Source organism: Rhodobacter capsulatus, from assembly GCF_052363175.1.
In the GTDB taxonomy this organism is placed as follows: Bacteria; Pseudomonadota; Alphaproteobacteria; order Rhodobacterales; family Rhodobacteraceae; genus Rhodobacter; species Rhodobacter capsulatus_D.
In genome coordinates, this window is record NZ_CP198946.1 from 3,555,001 (window position 1) to 3,569,692 (window position 14,692).

Below are 14,692 nucleotides of genomic sequence, written 5' to 3' on the forward strand. Positions count from 1 at the left end.
GCTATTGCCCAATTGTCAACGTCAAAAAAGTTGGGCATTATCCCAATCTCTGACTTGGAGAGATTATGGCGTTCGCTGATGTTGTCCTTGCCCGACTAGCTGAGCTTGGCCTGAACGTGAATCAGGCGGAGGCGAGAGCTGGTTTGCCCCAGGGCTACATCCGTGGGGTGATCCGCGAGGATGAAAAGCGGGCCATTCCAAACATCGACAAGGCCACTAAGATTGCTGATGCGCTAGGCTTGGAGTTGTATTTTGGCCCGCCGAGAGACCACCAACCGGTCAATATCGTTCCGCCGAAAGACGATGATTTCGCGAAGATCCCGTTGCACGAAGCGACGCTATCCGCGGGTAATGGCTACGTGAATGGCGACGATATCGTGGTCGGAACCTTGGCGTTTAGGCGCGATTGGTTAAAGAAGCTGGGCGTCTCGGCATCCAGAGCCAGGGTGGCTCGGGTTCATGGTGATAGCATGGCGCCCACGCTTTCCGATGGCGACATGATCCTGATTGACACGTCGAAAACGGATGTTCTCGCGCGCTCAAAGTCATCGCGACGAAAAGCACCGCCGATCTACGCTTTTGTCGAGGACGGGGTTGCACGTGTGAAGCGCATCGAGCTTGTTGACGCGGATTTTTTCGCGGTGATGTCAGACAACCCGGAGTTCAAGACAGAGTTCAAGAGATTGGCGACGATCAGTTCCATGCGGATCATCGGCAAAGTTCTTTGGTGGGGCCACACAAGCACGGAGTAGTGCGATGGCAAATTGCTCGAAATGCGGCGAAAAAGTTTCACGGTTCGACTTGTTCGAGGGTTTGTGCCCTGATTGTCATGCCTCGAAGCGACAGCTTGAAGCTGCCGAGAAGGCAGCGGCTGATGAAGCGGAAAGAGCTGCAAACGAGGCTCACGAGGCCCGTTTGGCGGCTATCATGCTCACGACCGAGTCTTCGTCAGATCTGGGTGTCGAGACAAGGCTAGGAGTGATTGCTGCCGAATATGTGGTCGGCCTCAACATCTTCATCCGGCGCTTCGTCGAGTTTCGGCTGACACTGGGAAGCCCTTTGATTTTTTCATGCTCAGTCGACGCAGTCGCCAAACCCCAGACAGCAACTATTGAAGCAGAAAGAAGGTCAAGAAATGGAATGTAAAAATCTGGGTTGAAAACAATATTAAAAAAATCTGCCATGCGCCTGAAATCCTTATACTTACATTTCAGGCGGCAGGTAATCTGGCCGAGGTGAGCTGTCAATCAAATGACGATAGAGAACGAGTACAACTGGCGCATTCATCCACCGGCCAGCAGTTCAGCCGCCAGAGTTCTGAGCGCATGCGCCGCAACCAGCGGGACCACGCCGTTGCCACAGAGGCGAAGCCGGTCCACCCGGTGGGCCAGCCCATCAGCGCCTCGACGAACAGCGGGTTCAAGGTCCGGCGCAATTCGGAGGTATTCGGCCCAGCCATCGGCGTCACCAGGACCTGGCGGCCAAGCAAGCCGTTCACCGGGGTATTCGCCAGCGTCGTCGCGCCATCCTTGTGATCCCGCGCCGTCGGCGTCATCCACATCTGACTGGCATGGATGAGGTCCGCCGTCCGGCGGTTGCCGGCGCTCGGCTTGTTGCCGTCCGTTGCCATCGGGGTCGGCCAATCCCGCGCCATCCGGTCCAGACCTTTCTCGTCGCGCCTGTCGCCGCCCCGACTCCGAAAGCTGTCGGTCTGCGGCGTCGGCCACATTGCAGCCGTCGTCGCGAGGTTCATCCCGTGCTGACCCGCGGCCTGTGACGGCGTCGGCTTCGTCTGCCGGTTCTCGTTGGCGCTGGCCCTCGGCGTCGGCCAGAGCCGCAGCAGTTCCGTCCGGTTCCCGCCACTCGAGCGGGTTCCAGAGCAGGCGCGTGGGGTAGGCCAGCTCGTCACCCTCGCGGATGGCGAGGATGAACAGCCGCTCGCGCTTGTGAGGCGCGCCGACCTCCGCCGCCGTGAAGAGGCCTGCCGCAAGGCGGTAGCCCATGCGGACCAGTCCGCTGGCGACTTCGGGGAAGCCGAGGCGGAGATGATGGGCGACATTCTCGAGGAAGACGAAGGGCGGCTGGACCTCGCCGATGATGCGGGCGACATGCGGCCAGAGGTGCCGCGGGTCGTCTGCGCCCCGGCGCTTGCCAGCGACTGAGAACGGCTGGCACGGATAGCCCGCAGTGACGATGTCCACCGCGCCGCGCCACGGACGGCCGTCGAAGGTTCCAACGTCGTCCCAGACAACAGCCTGATCCAGGGACGCGTCTTCCATCCGCGCCACGAGAGTGGCTGCGGCGAAGGTTTCCCGTTCGACATGGCCCACAGTGCGATATCCGGGCAAGGCGATGGTGAGCCCGAGGTCGATGCCACCGGCGCCGGAGCAGCCAGTCGAGCGCCGACCGGATGGCGGGCAAGGTGCCGATCTGCCCGTGGTTGCGCAGGGATGTGGCCAGTGCTGCCGAGCGCAGCCCACGCTGACGCAGTTCCTCTGGCAGGATCGCATAGGCCTCCTCAAGAAAGGCCGCCGCCGCCTCCTCGGTGATTTCCGGAAGATCGCGGATATCGAGATCGGCCAGCCCCTCGTCGGGCCAGACATAGGGTGCGCCGGTGTCGGGGTGGTCGGCATAGACCAGAAACTGCTGCCCGAGGCAAAGCACCTCGAGCGGATGGCGTTTGATGCCCCGAAACGGTGCGGCCGTGCGATAGACCAGCATGCGCTTCGGGGCGCGGCCGATGCGCAGCGCGGGCGTGTCGCCAAGGCGCGTCCGCGCCAGTGCCTCGATCTGCAATGCCAGTTCGGCGTCCGTTGCGATGTCGATATCGACCGCCGCCACCGCACCGCCGACCATGCCGATGCCGCAATCGGGCCAGGCAGCCCAGGTCGCGACCTCGACCTCCGTGGTCGGGCGTTCGGCATGGCGGTTCCATTCCGGGTAATCGGCCCAGCCGCCGCGCTGGAACCGGCCGGGCTTCTTGGTGCTCGGGCCGATCGGCAGGATGGCATAGCCATTGGTGACGAGCCGCGCGCCGAAGCGCGCCATCCAGGACGTGTCAGCCATCAGAACGGCACCTCCGGGACCATCGCGTCCAGCCGGCTGCGATCCTTCGCCGCCAACGCACGCAGGTGGTCGCAGTAGCCGGTGACGACAGCATCGAGAAACCGGGCCCATTCCTCCTCGGACAGGGTCGCGAGGTCGGACTTGCCGATGGCTTCCAGATATTCGCCGCCCATCTGGCCGCCAAAGGCCGTGGCATCGGTCTCATTCGGGGTCGGATCGATCATGCCCTTCCTCCCATGGCAGAGGTCTTGGCAGGCACGGCTTCAGAGCCGCTTGCGGCTGGCGTCGCGCCGCGGGTCGGTGCGCCGGAAGCCCGGCTCGAACCAGCCAAACCCGCGAGGTTCCCGGTGGCAGACGGCGCAGAGGCCGGGGTCGGATGGGCGCATGGGGCGAACCTGTAACCGGAGATCTCAAGATAACGGCCCGAGGGGCGGACCGAGATGTCGCTGGGGCGCGCAAGGCGGCTCGTCTGCGCGAGGGCCTCGGCCACGCTCAGCGGCACGGGGCAGCCGGGCGCGCGCTTGCGCCACCACTGGGCCGCCTTCTGGCGGGCATAGCCCTGATGCTCGAGGCAGACCCATTCGCTGTAGGAGGCAAGGCCGCAGCTATAGGTCACCTTCAGCGACGGACGGCCGCCCGCCTTGTCGTGGCGGCTGTAGGAAACGCCTGTGACCGGAAGCCATTGTTGCTTCGGCGAAAGCACCGGCAGCGTGGCGGCCGTCGGGGCGATCTTCACCTCGCGCGCCGGGAAGACATAGCCGCAATCCGGGCATTCCGTCGCCGAGAGCGCGATGATGCTGTCGCACTCCGGACAGACCTTGGTCGGCGCTTCGCCACCGCCGCCATCACCGGGGCGCTTGGGCCGCACTAGGTCGATCGGCCCGTGGCGACGGACATTGCCAGCGAAGTCCAGCACCAGGCAATTCTCCTTGCCCGGCGCGAGACGGGTGCCGCGCCCGACCATCTGCACATAGAGGCCTGCCGATTGCGTCGGACGCAGGAGCGCGATCAGGTCGACGCCCGGCGCGTTGAAGCCGGTGGTCAACACGCCCATCGAGGCGAGCGCGCGGATTTCGCCACGCTTGAATGCGGCAAGAATCGCATCGCGCTCGTCCATCGGCGTGTCGCCAAAGATCGTGCGGCAGCTGATACCCTGGCGGCCGAATTCCTCGGCCACATGGCGCGCATGCTCGACACCCGAACAGAAGGCCAGCCAGGACTTCCGGTCACAGCCATGCTCGATGATTTCGGTCACGGCCGCGCGGGTGATGGCGTCCTGGTCGACCGCCGCCGCCAGATCACGCGCGATGAAATCGCCCGCGCGGGTGCCCACTTTCGAGACGTCTAGCCGTGTTGCGGGCTGCTTCGAGACCAGAGGGCTCAGATACCCCGCGTCGATCAGCTCACGGACCGGGGCCTCGTAGGCGATGTCGGTGAAGAGCGCGTTCTGCCCCTCGTGCAGCATCCCGCAATCGAGCCGGAATGGTGTGGCGGTCAGCCCGATCACCTTGAGCGCCGGGTTGATCGCCTTCAGCGTGTCGAGGAAGCGCCGATACATCGTGCTCGACTTGCCGGGGATCAGATGCGCCTCGTCGATCAGCACCAGATCGGTGTGGCCGATCTCGGCCGCGCGGCGATGGATCGACTGGATGCCGGCAAAAAGGATCCGCGCCTGAGCCTCGCGTTTGCCGAGGCCCGCCGAATAGATGCCCGAGGGCGCATCGAGCCAGAGGCCGATCATTTCGGCGTGGTTCTGCGCGATCAGCTCGCGCACATGGGTCACGATCAGGATGCGCTGGTCGGGCCAGGCCTTCAGCACGCCCTCGATGAAGGAGGCCATGACGAGCGACTTGCCGCCCGCGGTCGGGATGACCACCAGCGGATTGCCGGTGTGGGTCTGGAAATAGCCGTAGATCGCGGTGATCGCGGCCTGTTGATAGGGGCGCAGGGTCAGCATGGCGCGGCCTCCGGGGAACGGGCGTCGTTGGTCCAGGTCGAGCCATCGGCCATGCGGTAGGTGACGAGATCGTCGCCCGCATCGATGACCTCGCCCGGGATGAGATCGGGGATGAAGAGATGGCGACCGCAGGCCGCGCGTTGCTCGGCTGGCGCCAGCATCCGGTCGTGACGCGCACAGTGCCAACCACCGTCGACGGGTGTCGCATGCAGGCAGGACCGGCAGGTCACCGCCGCGCCACCGCCTTCGTGGCAGGCGGCATGGTGATCGCAAAACCGGCATTCGAACCAGGCCGGGTCCTCGCTGATCCGCGCGGGCGGATGCTGGGCGAAGATGATGCGCCGGGCCTTTTCCAGAAGACGCTCGGCCATCGCGCGGACCGCCTCGATGCGCTCGATATGCAGCGCGTCGGTGTCCTTGCAGACCGCGACGTAAAGGGCGCGCGTGATGCCCGTCAGGTGCATGTAGATCTGCATCTGCGCGGCGTGCTTAGGCTTCGCCAGAACGACGCCCTTGGCGACCAACTCGTTGAAGCTCTTGACCGAGTGGGTCTTGAACTCCAGCACATGCCAGGTCTTCGGCGCTTCGAGGAGTCCAAGGGCCACGCCGTCGAGCGAGCCGCCGAAATGGCCGCCATGGGCCTTGACCCGGAACTGGCGGCCGGTCTCGGGATCGACCTCGAGCACCGTTGCGCCAGTGGCGCGCAGATTGCGCACGAGACGGTCCTCTTCCAGCTGACCCGTCTCGAACAGACGCAGCAGGCGGCCGGAATGGCGCGCGGGCGTGATCCAGCGGAAGTCATACCAGAGCGCCCGGGCACAGGATTTGCCGATGATCGACGCCCCGAGATGGTCGCGGAAACCATCGCCCTGGCGGGCCTCGTAGTCCGCAAAGATCGCCGTCAGCGTAGGCGTGGGGGCTTCGGGAAGTTCTGCCATTACAGACCCTCCCGTTCAGTGCGGGCCTGCGCCTCGGCCAGAATGCCATCCCAGGTCTCGGGGTCATGGCGTTCGCGCAGGATGCCGATCAGCGCGTCCTTGAGCTTTTCGCGGCGACGGCGGCCGGTGCCTTGGGCCAAGAGTTCCGCCCGCTCGCGGCACAGGTGGCGCAGCGCCGTGCGGGCCCGATGGAACCAGTCCGGATCGATGGGCTTCTGGACGCGCTGGCGGGCCAGATCGGCTGTCGCGATCTGCGTGCGGATCTTGGCAATGGCATCGTCGAGCTCGATCAGTCGCCGCTGATCATCAGGCAAGCCGGGGCTGTTCACGGCCACGGGGGCCGCGTTGATCATGTCAGTCATGGAAATTTCCTCAGATGGGGTTGCGCGCTGCCCCGTCAGTCAGGGCGCAGGGCAGCGCGAAGGCTCAGGCCTTCTTGTTCCAGGGCGCGGAGGCCATTTTCGGCGGCACCGAAGAGCCGGCCGGATCGGGCGCGGGCTTGGCCGGACGGGCGGCCGGGGCCGAACCCCGCTCAGGCGGCAGGTAGGCAATCGCGTTGCTCTCGCCGTAGCCGTTCTTCGGCGGCCGGATCTTCACCTGGATCGTCATCGGGATCAGGTGCAGCTCCTCGCTGTCGCTGACATGCATCCGGCCCGTGGCGTGGCAGATCGCCGAGAGCGTGCGCTGCGCGATTTCCACCGTGGTCGGGTTCGGGTTCACCAGGTTCAGCTGGTCGAAGATCTTCCGCCCCTTGTGCTCGCCCTCGAGGATATCGAGCATCAGCCAGAGGAACTGGCCCATGCCGTTCTTCGTGACGCGCATCTCGCTCTCGACGATCTGGGCGCGGTATTTGCCTGCGGGCAGCAGCTCGTAGGCGGTGGTGGGCTCGACGCTGGTGGCGTCGAAGGACGTGTCGAAACGTGCCATGGTCTTGTCCTTGTTCAGTTCATTGGGATTGGGGCATGGCTGCGAGGAACTCCGACCACATCAGCGGCAGGGTGTCCGGCAGGCCGTAACGGTTCTTGGCGAGGAAGGCGGGACGCTCTTCGGTGTGCATGACGCGCGCACCGGACCCGAGCGCCCGGGTCACCTTCTTGTTGAAGCCGACATCGGATTTCGCGACCGATATCTGATAGTTGGCGAAGAGCACCACGTCCGAATGCTCCTGCAGCAGCGCCGAGGCGCGGGTCTGCAGCTTGATCACATAGCGGTCGTAAGGTTCGTGCCCGGGGCTGTCGAAACGCTTGATGTCGGTATGGGCGATCTGGATGACCACCATGCCCTTGCGGTCGCGCAGCGCGTTGAGCCGGTCGAGATATTCGCGCCAGATGGTCAGCGCCTCGGCATAGCCCTTGCCAAACCCCGGCGCCTCGATCGAGGCCCAACCGTTGCGCTTGCAGGCCTCGGCCCAGATCAGCGGCTCCAGCCAGTCGACGCTGTCAACGACGACCGTGCCGAAATCGTGGTCCTCGTTCAGCAGCGCATCAAGCGCCTCGGCCACCTCCGCATAGCTGGTCGCGAGAGGGAAATGCGGGACCTGCAGCTTGCCCAGACCATCCTCGGTCATGAGGAAGACAGGCCGGTCGGCATCGGCCGCGAAGGTGGATTTGCCCACCCCGGCCACGCCGTGGATCAGGATGCGCGGCGGGGTCAGCACCGAGGTCGTGCGCAGGGATGCGAGCGAAATGGCCATCAGCGCACCTCCTCGTTCAGCACGAGGCGGAACTTCGGCTTGCCGGTGCGGACGGTGCGCGCGGGCTCGAAGCCCTTGCGCCAGCTTTCCGGCAAAGCGCCGTATTTGCGCTCGGAGACCGACAACTTGGTCTCGATGAACTCCGCCGGGTCCTCACCAGCCGAGGCGATGTTCTCGGCGATCTGCGCCAGCAACGCCTGATTCCAGTCGATGCGCTTGGGCAGTTCGGCGATCACGGTGACGCCGTCATCCTCGAACCGGATCGTGCCGGTGTCCTTGCCCGCCTCCTGGCGGGTGTCCTGGGCGCGGTCCGCGTATTTCAGGGAGATGGCGCCGTCGAGCCAGTCCGCGACCGACTTCGCCTGCGTCAGTTGCTCGTCGGCCGCGCCTTTCAGCAGCGCGAGCTGATCGGCGGGCAGCGCCGCGATATGGCCCACCGGCACCCGGTGGAGATCGGCCAGGGTGATGTGGTTGGAGATCGTCATGTTCCGCCCCCTCACGCCGACATCGGACGATGGGGTTCGTGATCCACGCCGCGGATCTGTTCGGCCTCGAAGGCCTCGACATCCTCGAGCCGGTAGATCACCCGGCCGCCGAGCTTGATGAATTTCGGGCCTTCGCCCGTCCACCGCCAACGCTCCAGCGTGCGGTGTGAAATGTTCCAGCGAGCCGCCAGCTCGATCTGGGAAAGGTGCCTGGTCGCCATGTGAACCTCCTTGGGATTTCTGCGAACACTTGCGGGTTCAACATGGCGGACGGCGTGGTAGGGCTGAGGAAGGGCACCGGTAGGGAAGCCGGTAGGGAAGCCGGTAGGAAAGTCACAAAAGCAAAAGGCCGCCCTGATGGACGGCCTTCGAAATGGCGATGGCTGATCGGATCAGGGCTCGATCCAACAGTTTCCGTCGGCGTATTTGATGAACGAGCGCCAGTCGTCGCGACCGCTGAACACCTTGGAGAATGAATTCGTGCCGTCCTTGTAGCCCGCTTCATACAACACGGCTTCCGTCAGGCATGTTGCAGAACCTGTTTCGTATGCATCGAACAACACGTTCAACAAGCGACGCTGCTTGGGGCTCTTGAAGGTGAGGGCTTCGCCGCGCAGCCAGACGATGCCGTAGTCATCGGAATGATCGATCGGAAAACGACGCTGCGCTTGCCCAGGAAACACCCGAGCCCCGAGGACCTGTGGCGAGATCGCGAGCTTTGCCGGATCGCCAGCAACATCCGCCACGTTGATGATGTGGTTGCGCTTCTGGGTGGTCTCAGGGATGCGCTCCCCGGGTGCGGAGGTCAGGATGATGCGGATTTCCTGCGGCGGCTTGCGCCCGATCAGCGCCTCGAGTTGCGCCCAGACCGCCGGATCGCCAAGCCGCCGTGCAAACCAGACGGGCACAGGGGCTTTCGCTCCGGCGAGCTTGATTGTTCCCACCTCCCAGACGAGATCCGTGACCAAGGGTGCCGGGCGCGAAGGCCCGGCACGCTCGAACGCCACCAGCATCTTGGCAAGGGCCAGGCCGTAGTCGACCCTGCACGCCGCGATCTCCTGATGGGCGACCTTGATCCAACGGCCGGTGCTGTCGTGATAGCCATATGAATTCAGCTCGGCCGACCAGGTGGCCTCGAGCGGTTCATCCTCATAGTCGTCCATCGCGACGACGACGGGGACATGCCCGCTCGGCACCAGCAGTTTGGCCGCGATCAAAGCGTCGGTCGCACTGCGCGAAACCTGGTGCAGCGCCGATGTCTGGAGAGACATGCTGCGGGCTTCCATGGCCCGCAGCAGAAGGTCGATCGCACGCTTACTCAAGGACGTCGCCTTCGTCGTTGTCGTCTTTCAGGATGCCCCAGAGCCGCAAATACTTCTCGCCGATCAGGCGCTCTTGCGGCGTCATGTCCTTCAGGTTGCAGCCATGCGGCATGGTCACGGTCAGCGACAGCGACTTGCCCCGCCCGCCATCGGGGCCCGGGTGGAACTTGATGGTGAAGCGCGCACGGGTGACCACCCATTCCGCCACGTCGCCGGTGCCACCGAAGACTCGCGCGCCGCCACCGATGTCGAGGCCGATCCGGTGTTCCGCCATCTGCCAGATCGTCCGGTCGGCACCCGACATGGATTCGAGCGTGATGCGCTCTTTCGCATCGCCCAGATCCATCAGGCGCAATTCCTTGACGGTCACGCCGGCAATCCCGTCGGCCGGGTCGGTCGGGAAGTCGAACGGCCGGAGCAGCATGCTGAGATCATATTCGCGCAGCGGCAGCGACTGCTCTTCATCGAGGGTGATGCCTAGGAGGTCGCGCGCCATGTACCGGGTCAGATCGATCCGGTCCTCGCGCGTCTTGGCCACGACCTCGATCACGCCGGTCGCGGCCTCGTAGGTCAGCGCCGCCTCGACGACCGGCTTCACGATCCGACGCGACAGGGTGCTGTTGGCATCGAATCCCAGCGTGTCCTCGGGACGCCCCTCCCGGTAGACCGCGACCTGGACCAGTTCGCATTCCTGGCCCTCGAAGATCACCCGGTGGCGGTCGAAGATGTCGACATGGACGTTGGGCGTTTCAAACCGTGCACGGATCGCGGCCGTGAACGCGGCGAGCGAGACCGGGTCCTTCTTCACCGCGAGATCGGGATCGACGCCGAACCCGCTCCACGACCGCCCCCGACGGCGCTCGTCATTGTAGCGCACCTCTTCGGCAAGGCGGAACCGGTCGTTCTCGTTGAGGAAAACCCAGAGCGAGCGGTTGTTGGCCCCCTCGAGCGTATCGAAGACCGCGCGATTCACGACGACGTTCTGCAACGCGTTCTGGCCGGGCTCATCGGCCAGCGCCGCCACGCGGGCCGCATCAAGAACGACGCGCTGCTTTTCGTCATCTGACATGGCATCGACGGCCTTGATCAGCGGCTCCACGACCTCGGGCTCGGGCTTCGTCCAGTCGATGGGCGCAAGCGAGGTGAACCCTCCAGCGGTGAAGTAATCCTGCAAACGGATCACGGGGGTCTTGCGGAGGAACGCGGCGATGGCGGTCATGAGAGCCCTTTCTTTGGCCGGGGAGGAGGACAGAATCGCGAAAATGCGATACGATGTTGTTCGATATATACCGAACAAATCGCCACGTCTACTTGCGCGGCACAATTTTGTTCGGCATATCGAACAAGCGTTCTCCAACCAAGGAAACCAAGGATGATACGATGACCACGTCCCTCGGCGCGAAGATCAAGCGCCACCGTCAGGAAAAGGGATATTCCCTCGACAAGCTCGCCGAGCTGACCGTCTCCAGCAAGAGCTACCTCTGGGAACTCGAGAACCGCGACACGCGAAAACCGTCGGGCGAGAAGCTGACCCGCATCGCCCAAGCTCTGGAGGTCACGACCGATTACCTGCTCGATGACAGCGAGGAGCCCAGCGACGAGGTTCTGAAGGAAGCCTTCTTCCGCAAGTTCAGCAAGCTCGACCCCGAAGACCAACAGAAAATCAACCAGATGATCGACATGTGGGGGAAGAAGGATTGAGCCTGCCGACGACGCCTCAGAGCTGGGCTAACCGCCTGACGAAAATCCTGTCCGTGCATCAGGCGGTGCACGGGCTGCCGCGGTTCCCCATCGACGTGGCTGCGCTCGCGCAGGATTTCTCGCGTCAGGTGTTTCCGGACGCCCCGATCACCATCGTGAAGGGGCTTGCGCTGTCCAAGGGCGTCGAAGGCATGCTGATGCCGCATCCCAGCGGCTCAGGCGAGTGGGGCATTGTCTATAACGAGACCATCCGGTCGCCGGGGCGGCGCAACTTCACGCTGGCGCATGAGCTGGGGCACTACCTCCTGCACCGGCAGGCCAACCCGCGTGGGCTGGAATGCACCAGCCGCAACATGGCCGACTGGGATGAGGCCCGGAACAGGATCGAGGCGGAAGCGAACACCTTCGCCTCCTACCTGCTGATGCCCCTCGACGATTTCCGCGCGCAGATCAAAGGCCGGATCGTCGACATCGACGTGATGACCGAGCTCGCGGATCGCTATGCCGTGTCGCTGACCGCCGCGATCCTGAAATGGATGACCATCACCGACAAGCGCGCGATGATCGTGGTCGGCAAGGAAGGCTTCATCGATTGGGCCTGGTCCAGCGAACCGCTGTTGAAGTCCGGGGTTTTCTACAGGGCACGGCAAGAGGTGATCGAATTGCCGCCCGCCTCGCTTGCTGCACAAGAGGTGGACGGGGATGAAGGGCGATACGGCTGCCACCATGCCGCCGGCGTCTGGCTCGGCTCCGAGCCTGTGCATGAGATGACCGTGTTCTCACCCAGCAATGACCAGATGACGATCTCGCTTCTGCTTTACCCCGACCGCGCCCCATCGCGATGGGATATGGCCGATCTGGAGGAAGAGCCAGTCCTCGACAGCTTCGACAAGTTCATGGACGGCCGGACGAGTTGATTCGGCGCAGCCGCCCGACCGAAAGGTCGGCGCGGGGACATTTCCCCTACGCAGATTTTCGCCACGGCGCGCAGCGACCGCATGATGCCGCAATAAACTGATTTACTTGATATTTTTCTGATTTCGCGACACATTTTGCCTATCATAACAGTCGCGAAAACCCGCCATGTCCATTCCCCCCGAAGACCCGGTTTCCGGGCCCAATCCTCTATGCCCTGAACGCATGTCCCCTGATGCCCGGCTTGCCGAGTTGGGCCGCATCCTTGCTGCGGGCATCGTTCGCCTGAATGCCGGGAAGTCCAGTTCTTTATCGCCCGCCGACGGAGACAGTTCAGTGGACTACCCGCTCCGAAAGAGCGGTGGTCGTCGCAGGAAACGCATCCGCATCGGAGGAATTTATGAAGCATCACAGTAAGATAACGCCGCCCAAACCCGGGCAGGACGCGCGCCTGGACCAGAGCGTCCTATCGCGCATCGCCGCGCTCAAGGCCATGTCGGTGAAAGAGTTGAAGGCCGAATGGGAACGGCTCCTCGGCAGCGCCGCGCCGAATAACAGCCGCGCCTTTCTCGAGGGCCGCATTGCCTATCGCCTGCAGGAACTGACCTATGGCGGGCCCGACCACGAGACCCGCCGCATGCTGGACCTGCTTGCCGACGAGGTCGAGGACGTCTCCCGCCGCAAGAACCAGATCGCGGATCCTCGCAATCCGGTGGCTGGCACGCGGCTGATCCGGGAATGGAACGGGGTCGAGCACATCATCACCGTGCTGAAGGACGGTTTTGAGTGGCAGGGCCGCAAGTACAAATCGCTCTCCGGCATCGCGCGGGAAATCACCGGCGTGCGCTGGAACGGCTATCGCTTCTTCGGGCTGCAGGTCCGACCGCGGGAGGTTTGACCATGGACATGAACACGCGCCCCGGCCGCCGCCTGCGCTGCGCCATCTACACCCGCAAGTCGAGCGAGGAAGGGCTCGACATGGAGTTCAACAGCCTCGACGCCCAGCGGGAAGCCTGCGAGGCCTATATCGCCAGCCAGAAATCCGAGGGCTGGGTCGCCACCCGCGACCGCTACGACGACGGCGGCTTCTCGGGCGGCAATCTGGAACGGCCCGGCCTGAAACAGCTTTTGGCGGACATCGACGACGGGCTGATTGACGTGGTGGTGGTCTACAAGATCGACCGGCTCAGCCGCGCCCTGATGGATTTCTCGAAGCTGGTCGAGGTCTTCGACCGCAACGGCGTCACCTTCGTCTCGGTCACGCAGTCCTTCAACACGACCACCTCGATGGGGCGGCTGACGCTGAACATCCTGCTCAGCTTCGCCCAGTTCGAGCGCGAGGTCATCGGCGAACGCATCCGCGACAAGGTCGCCGCCTCGCGCAAGCGCGGAATCTGGATGGGGGGCTATGTTCCGCTCGGCTACGATGTGCAGGACCGCAGGCTGGTGATCAACGAGGCTGAGGCCGCCTCGGTGCGCCGGATCTTCGACCGGTTCGTCGAACTCGGCTCGGCCACCATGCTTGCGAAGGAGCTGCGGCGGGAGGGGTTTCGCAGCAAGCAGGGCACGCTGATCGACAAGGGATACCTCTATCGGGTGCTCCGCAATCGCGTCTATCGCGGCGAGGCCGTCCACAAGGGCAAGGCCTATCCGGGCGAGCACGAGGCCATCGTCACCGACAAGGTTTGGGATCAGGTCGATGCGATCCTGCAGGGCAACCGCCACGCGCGGTCCAGCAACAGCCGCATGCAGACGCCCGCGCCGCTGAAGGGCCTGATCTTCACCGACACCGGCGCGGCGATGACCCCGACCGCGACCAAGAAACGCGGCAAGCTCTACCGCTATTACGTCTCGATGGACGTGATCAAGAACCGCACGACGGAGGACGACAGCGGCGGCGATCAAGCACCGAACCGCTTGCCTGCGGGCATGGTCGAGGACGCCATCGTCACCGAGGTCCGGCGCATTCTGCAGACGCCAGAGGTGGTCACTCAGGTGCTGGCGGCCCTGAAGCGCGATCAGGTCTCCGAGGCCGAGGCCATCGCGGCGCTGCATGATTTCAACATGCTGTGGGCGCAGCTGTTTCCGCTCGAGCAGGCGCGGATCATCCAGCTTCTGGTCCGGCGCGTCACGGTCACCGCCGCCGGGCTCGAGGTCGACATCCGCCGCGAAGGCGTCGCGGGCGTCATTCGCGAGATGATCGCCCCGCGCGACATGGAGGCCGCCGAATGAACCGAGGCAATGACACTATCCGCGTGCTGATCCCCCTGAAGGTACGCAAGAAGAACGGGCGGCCCAAGATCATGCCGCCCGCCGATTACAGCCCGAGCGAGGATCAGACGCAGGACCCGCACATCCTGCGCGCCATCGGCCGGGCATGGGGCTGGCGGCGGCGTATGGAAGCAGGCGAGTTCGCCACGATCCAGGAACTGGCCGAGGCCGTCGGTCTGGCCGAGCGCCATGTCAGCCGCCAGCTGCGCCTCGCCTATCTGGCGCCAGAGGTGCTCAAACGCCTGACCTGCGGCCGCGAGGCGTCGGCGGTCAGTCTCTACGACCTGTGTTTTCTGGCGGGGGACACATGGCAGGAGCAGGCTGAGCGGGCGTTTCGGTGACCC

General features: G+C 64.3%; 18 protein-coding genes and 2 pseudogenes. 7 read left to right on the forward strand and 13 right to left on the reverse strand.

The window, feature by feature from the left end; translation table 11 throughout:
- The first annotated feature begins 65 nt into the window (after nucleotides 1–65).
- Together ACTTAI_RS18410 and ACTTAI_RS18415 are read left to right on the forward strand one after the other, a co-directional pair.
- Nucleotides 66–752 carry a LexA family transcriptional regulator gene (locus ACTTAI_RS18410; RefSeq protein ID WP_444452934.1) on the forward strand — a complete coding sequence of 229 codons (687 nt, stop codon included), beginning with the start codon at nucleotides 66–68 and terminating at the stop codon, nucleotides 750–752.
- 4 nt (nucleotides 753–756) lie between these two features.
- Nucleotides 757–1,146, forward strand: a complete 390-nt coding sequence (locus ACTTAI_RS18415; RefSeq protein WP_444452935.1) for a hypothetical protein — start codon at nucleotides 757–759, stop codon at nucleotides 1,144–1,146.
- A 97-nt stretch (nucleotides 1,147–1,243) separates the two neighbouring features.
- Here the strand turns inward: ACTTAI_RS18415 and ACTTAI_RS18420 are convergent, their stop codons facing one another.
- From ACTTAI_RS18420 to ACTTAI_RS18480, 13 genes and pseudogenes are all read right to left on the reverse strand, one after another.
- A complete protein-coding gene (locus ACTTAI_RS18420) occupies nucleotides 1,244–1,753 on the reverse strand; it encodes a hypothetical protein (RefSeq protein ID WP_444452936.1) in 510 nt (169 codons plus the stop codon).
- 202 nt (nucleotides 1,754–1,955) lie between these two features.
- Nucleotides 1,956–2,633: pseudogene (locus tag ACTTAI_RS18425) on the reverse strand (DNA cytosine methyltransferase); the annotation flags it as partial.
- Nucleotides 2,563–3,066 (reverse strand): annotated as a pseudogene (locus tag ACTTAI_RS18430) (bifunctional DNA primase/polymerase); the annotation flags it as partial. The pseudogenes ACTTAI_RS18430 and ACTTAI_RS18425, both read right to left, overlap by 71 nt.
- Nucleotides 3,066–3,290 carry a DUF6511 domain-containing protein gene (locus ACTTAI_RS18435; protein ID WP_444452937.1) on the reverse strand — a complete coding sequence of 75 codons (225 nt, stop codon included), beginning with the start codon at nucleotides 3,288–3,290 and terminating at the stop codon, nucleotides 3,066–3,068. The gene ACTTAI_RS18435 and the pseudogene ACTTAI_RS18430, both read right to left, overlap by 1 nt.
- Nucleotides 3,287–5,023, reverse strand: a complete 1,737-nt coding sequence (locus ACTTAI_RS18440; protein WP_444452938.1) for a DEAD/DEAH box helicase — start codon at nucleotides 5,021–5,023, stop codon at nucleotides 3,287–3,289. The genes ACTTAI_RS18435 and ACTTAI_RS18440 overlap by 4 nt, the downstream gene beginning before the upstream one ends.
- Nucleotides 5,017–5,961 carry a hypothetical protein gene (locus ACTTAI_RS18445; RefSeq protein ID WP_444452939.1) on the reverse strand — a complete coding sequence of 315 codons (945 nt, stop codon included), beginning with the start codon at nucleotides 5,959–5,961 and terminating at the stop codon, nucleotides 5,017–5,019. The genes ACTTAI_RS18440 and ACTTAI_RS18445 overlap by 7 nt, the downstream gene beginning before the upstream one ends.
- The gene (locus ACTTAI_RS18450) at nucleotides 5,961–6,323 is read right to left on the reverse strand and encodes a hypothetical protein (protein WP_444452940.1); all 363 of its coding nucleotides are present in this window, start codon (nucleotides 6,321–6,323) and stop codon (nucleotides 5,961–5,963) included. The genes ACTTAI_RS18445 and ACTTAI_RS18450 overlap by 1 nt, the downstream gene beginning before the upstream one ends.
- A gap of 64 nt (nucleotides 6,324–6,387) precedes the next feature.
- Entirely contained in the window at nucleotides 6,388–6,888 is a 501-nt protein-coding gene (locus ACTTAI_RS18455) for a DUF669 domain-containing protein (RefSeq protein ID WP_444452941.1), read from the reverse strand.
- A gap of 19 nt (nucleotides 6,889–6,907) precedes the next feature.
- On the reverse strand, nucleotides 6,908–7,654 hold the full coding sequence (locus ACTTAI_RS18460) for an ATP-binding protein (protein WP_444452942.1): 747 nt from the start codon (nucleotides 7,652–7,654) through the stop codon (nucleotides 6,908–6,910).
- Complete coding sequence (locus ACTTAI_RS18465; protein WP_444452943.1) at nucleotides 7,654–8,139, reverse strand: hypothetical protein; 486 nt, start codon at nucleotides 8,137–8,139, stop codon at nucleotides 7,654–7,656. The genes ACTTAI_RS18460 and ACTTAI_RS18465 overlap by 1 nt, the downstream gene beginning before the upstream one ends.
- Before the next feature lie 11 nt (nucleotides 8,140–8,150).
- Entirely contained in the window at nucleotides 8,151–8,360 is a 210-nt protein-coding gene (locus ACTTAI_RS18470; protein WP_043869387.1) for a helix-turn-helix transcriptional regulator, read from the reverse strand.
- Nucleotides 8,361–8,531: 171 nt separating this feature from the next.
- Nucleotides 8,532–9,461, reverse strand: a complete 930-nt coding sequence (locus ACTTAI_RS18475; RefSeq protein ID WP_444452944.1) for a hypothetical protein — start codon at nucleotides 9,459–9,461, stop codon at nucleotides 8,532–8,534.
- A complete protein-coding gene (locus ACTTAI_RS18480; RefSeq protein WP_444452945.1) occupies nucleotides 9,454–10,680 on the reverse strand; it encodes a hypothetical protein in 1,227 nt (408 codons plus the stop codon). Before ACTTAI_RS18480 ends, ACTTAI_RS18475 begins: the two co-directional genes overlap by 8 nt.
- Before the next feature lie 161 nt (nucleotides 10,681–10,841).
- On the opposite strand from ACTTAI_RS18480, the gene ACTTAI_RS18485 reads away from it, so the two are divergent.
- The 5 genes from ACTTAI_RS18485 to ACTTAI_RS18505 all read left to right on the forward strand — a co-directional run bounded on the left by ACTTAI_RS18485 (nucleotide 10,842) and on the right by ACTTAI_RS18505 (nucleotide 14,689).
- Nucleotides 10,842–11,162: a helix-turn-helix domain-containing protein gene (locus tag ACTTAI_RS18485; protein ID WP_444452946.1), complete on the forward strand. Its 321-nt coding sequence runs from the start codon at nucleotides 10,842–10,844 to the stop codon at nucleotides 11,160–11,162.
- Nucleotides 11,159–12,079 (forward strand): ImmA/IrrE family metallo-endopeptidase, encoded by a 921-nt coding sequence (locus ACTTAI_RS18490; protein ID WP_444452947.1) that lies wholly within the window; start codon nucleotides 11,159–11,161, stop codon nucleotides 12,077–12,079. The genes ACTTAI_RS18485 and ACTTAI_RS18490 overlap by 4 nt, the downstream gene beginning before the upstream one ends.
- A gap of 398 nt (nucleotides 12,080–12,477) precedes the next feature.
- Nucleotides 12,478–12,975 carry a DUF2924 domain-containing protein gene (locus ACTTAI_RS18495; protein ID WP_444452948.1) on the forward strand — a complete coding sequence of 166 codons (498 nt, stop codon included), beginning with the start codon at nucleotides 12,478–12,480 and terminating at the stop codon, nucleotides 12,973–12,975.
- A 2-nt stretch (nucleotides 12,976–12,977) separates the two neighbouring features.
- On the forward strand, nucleotides 12,978–14,309 hold the full coding sequence (locus ACTTAI_RS18500; RefSeq protein WP_444452949.1) for a recombinase family protein: 1,332 nt from the start codon (nucleotides 12,978–12,980) through the stop codon (nucleotides 14,307–14,309).
- Complete coding sequence (locus ACTTAI_RS18505; RefSeq protein WP_444452950.1) at nucleotides 14,306–14,689, forward strand: hypothetical protein; 384 nt, start codon at nucleotides 14,306–14,308, stop codon at nucleotides 14,687–14,689. Before ACTTAI_RS18500 ends, ACTTAI_RS18505 begins: the two co-directional genes overlap by 4 nt.
- Nucleotides 14,690–14,692 lie beyond the last annotated feature (3 nt).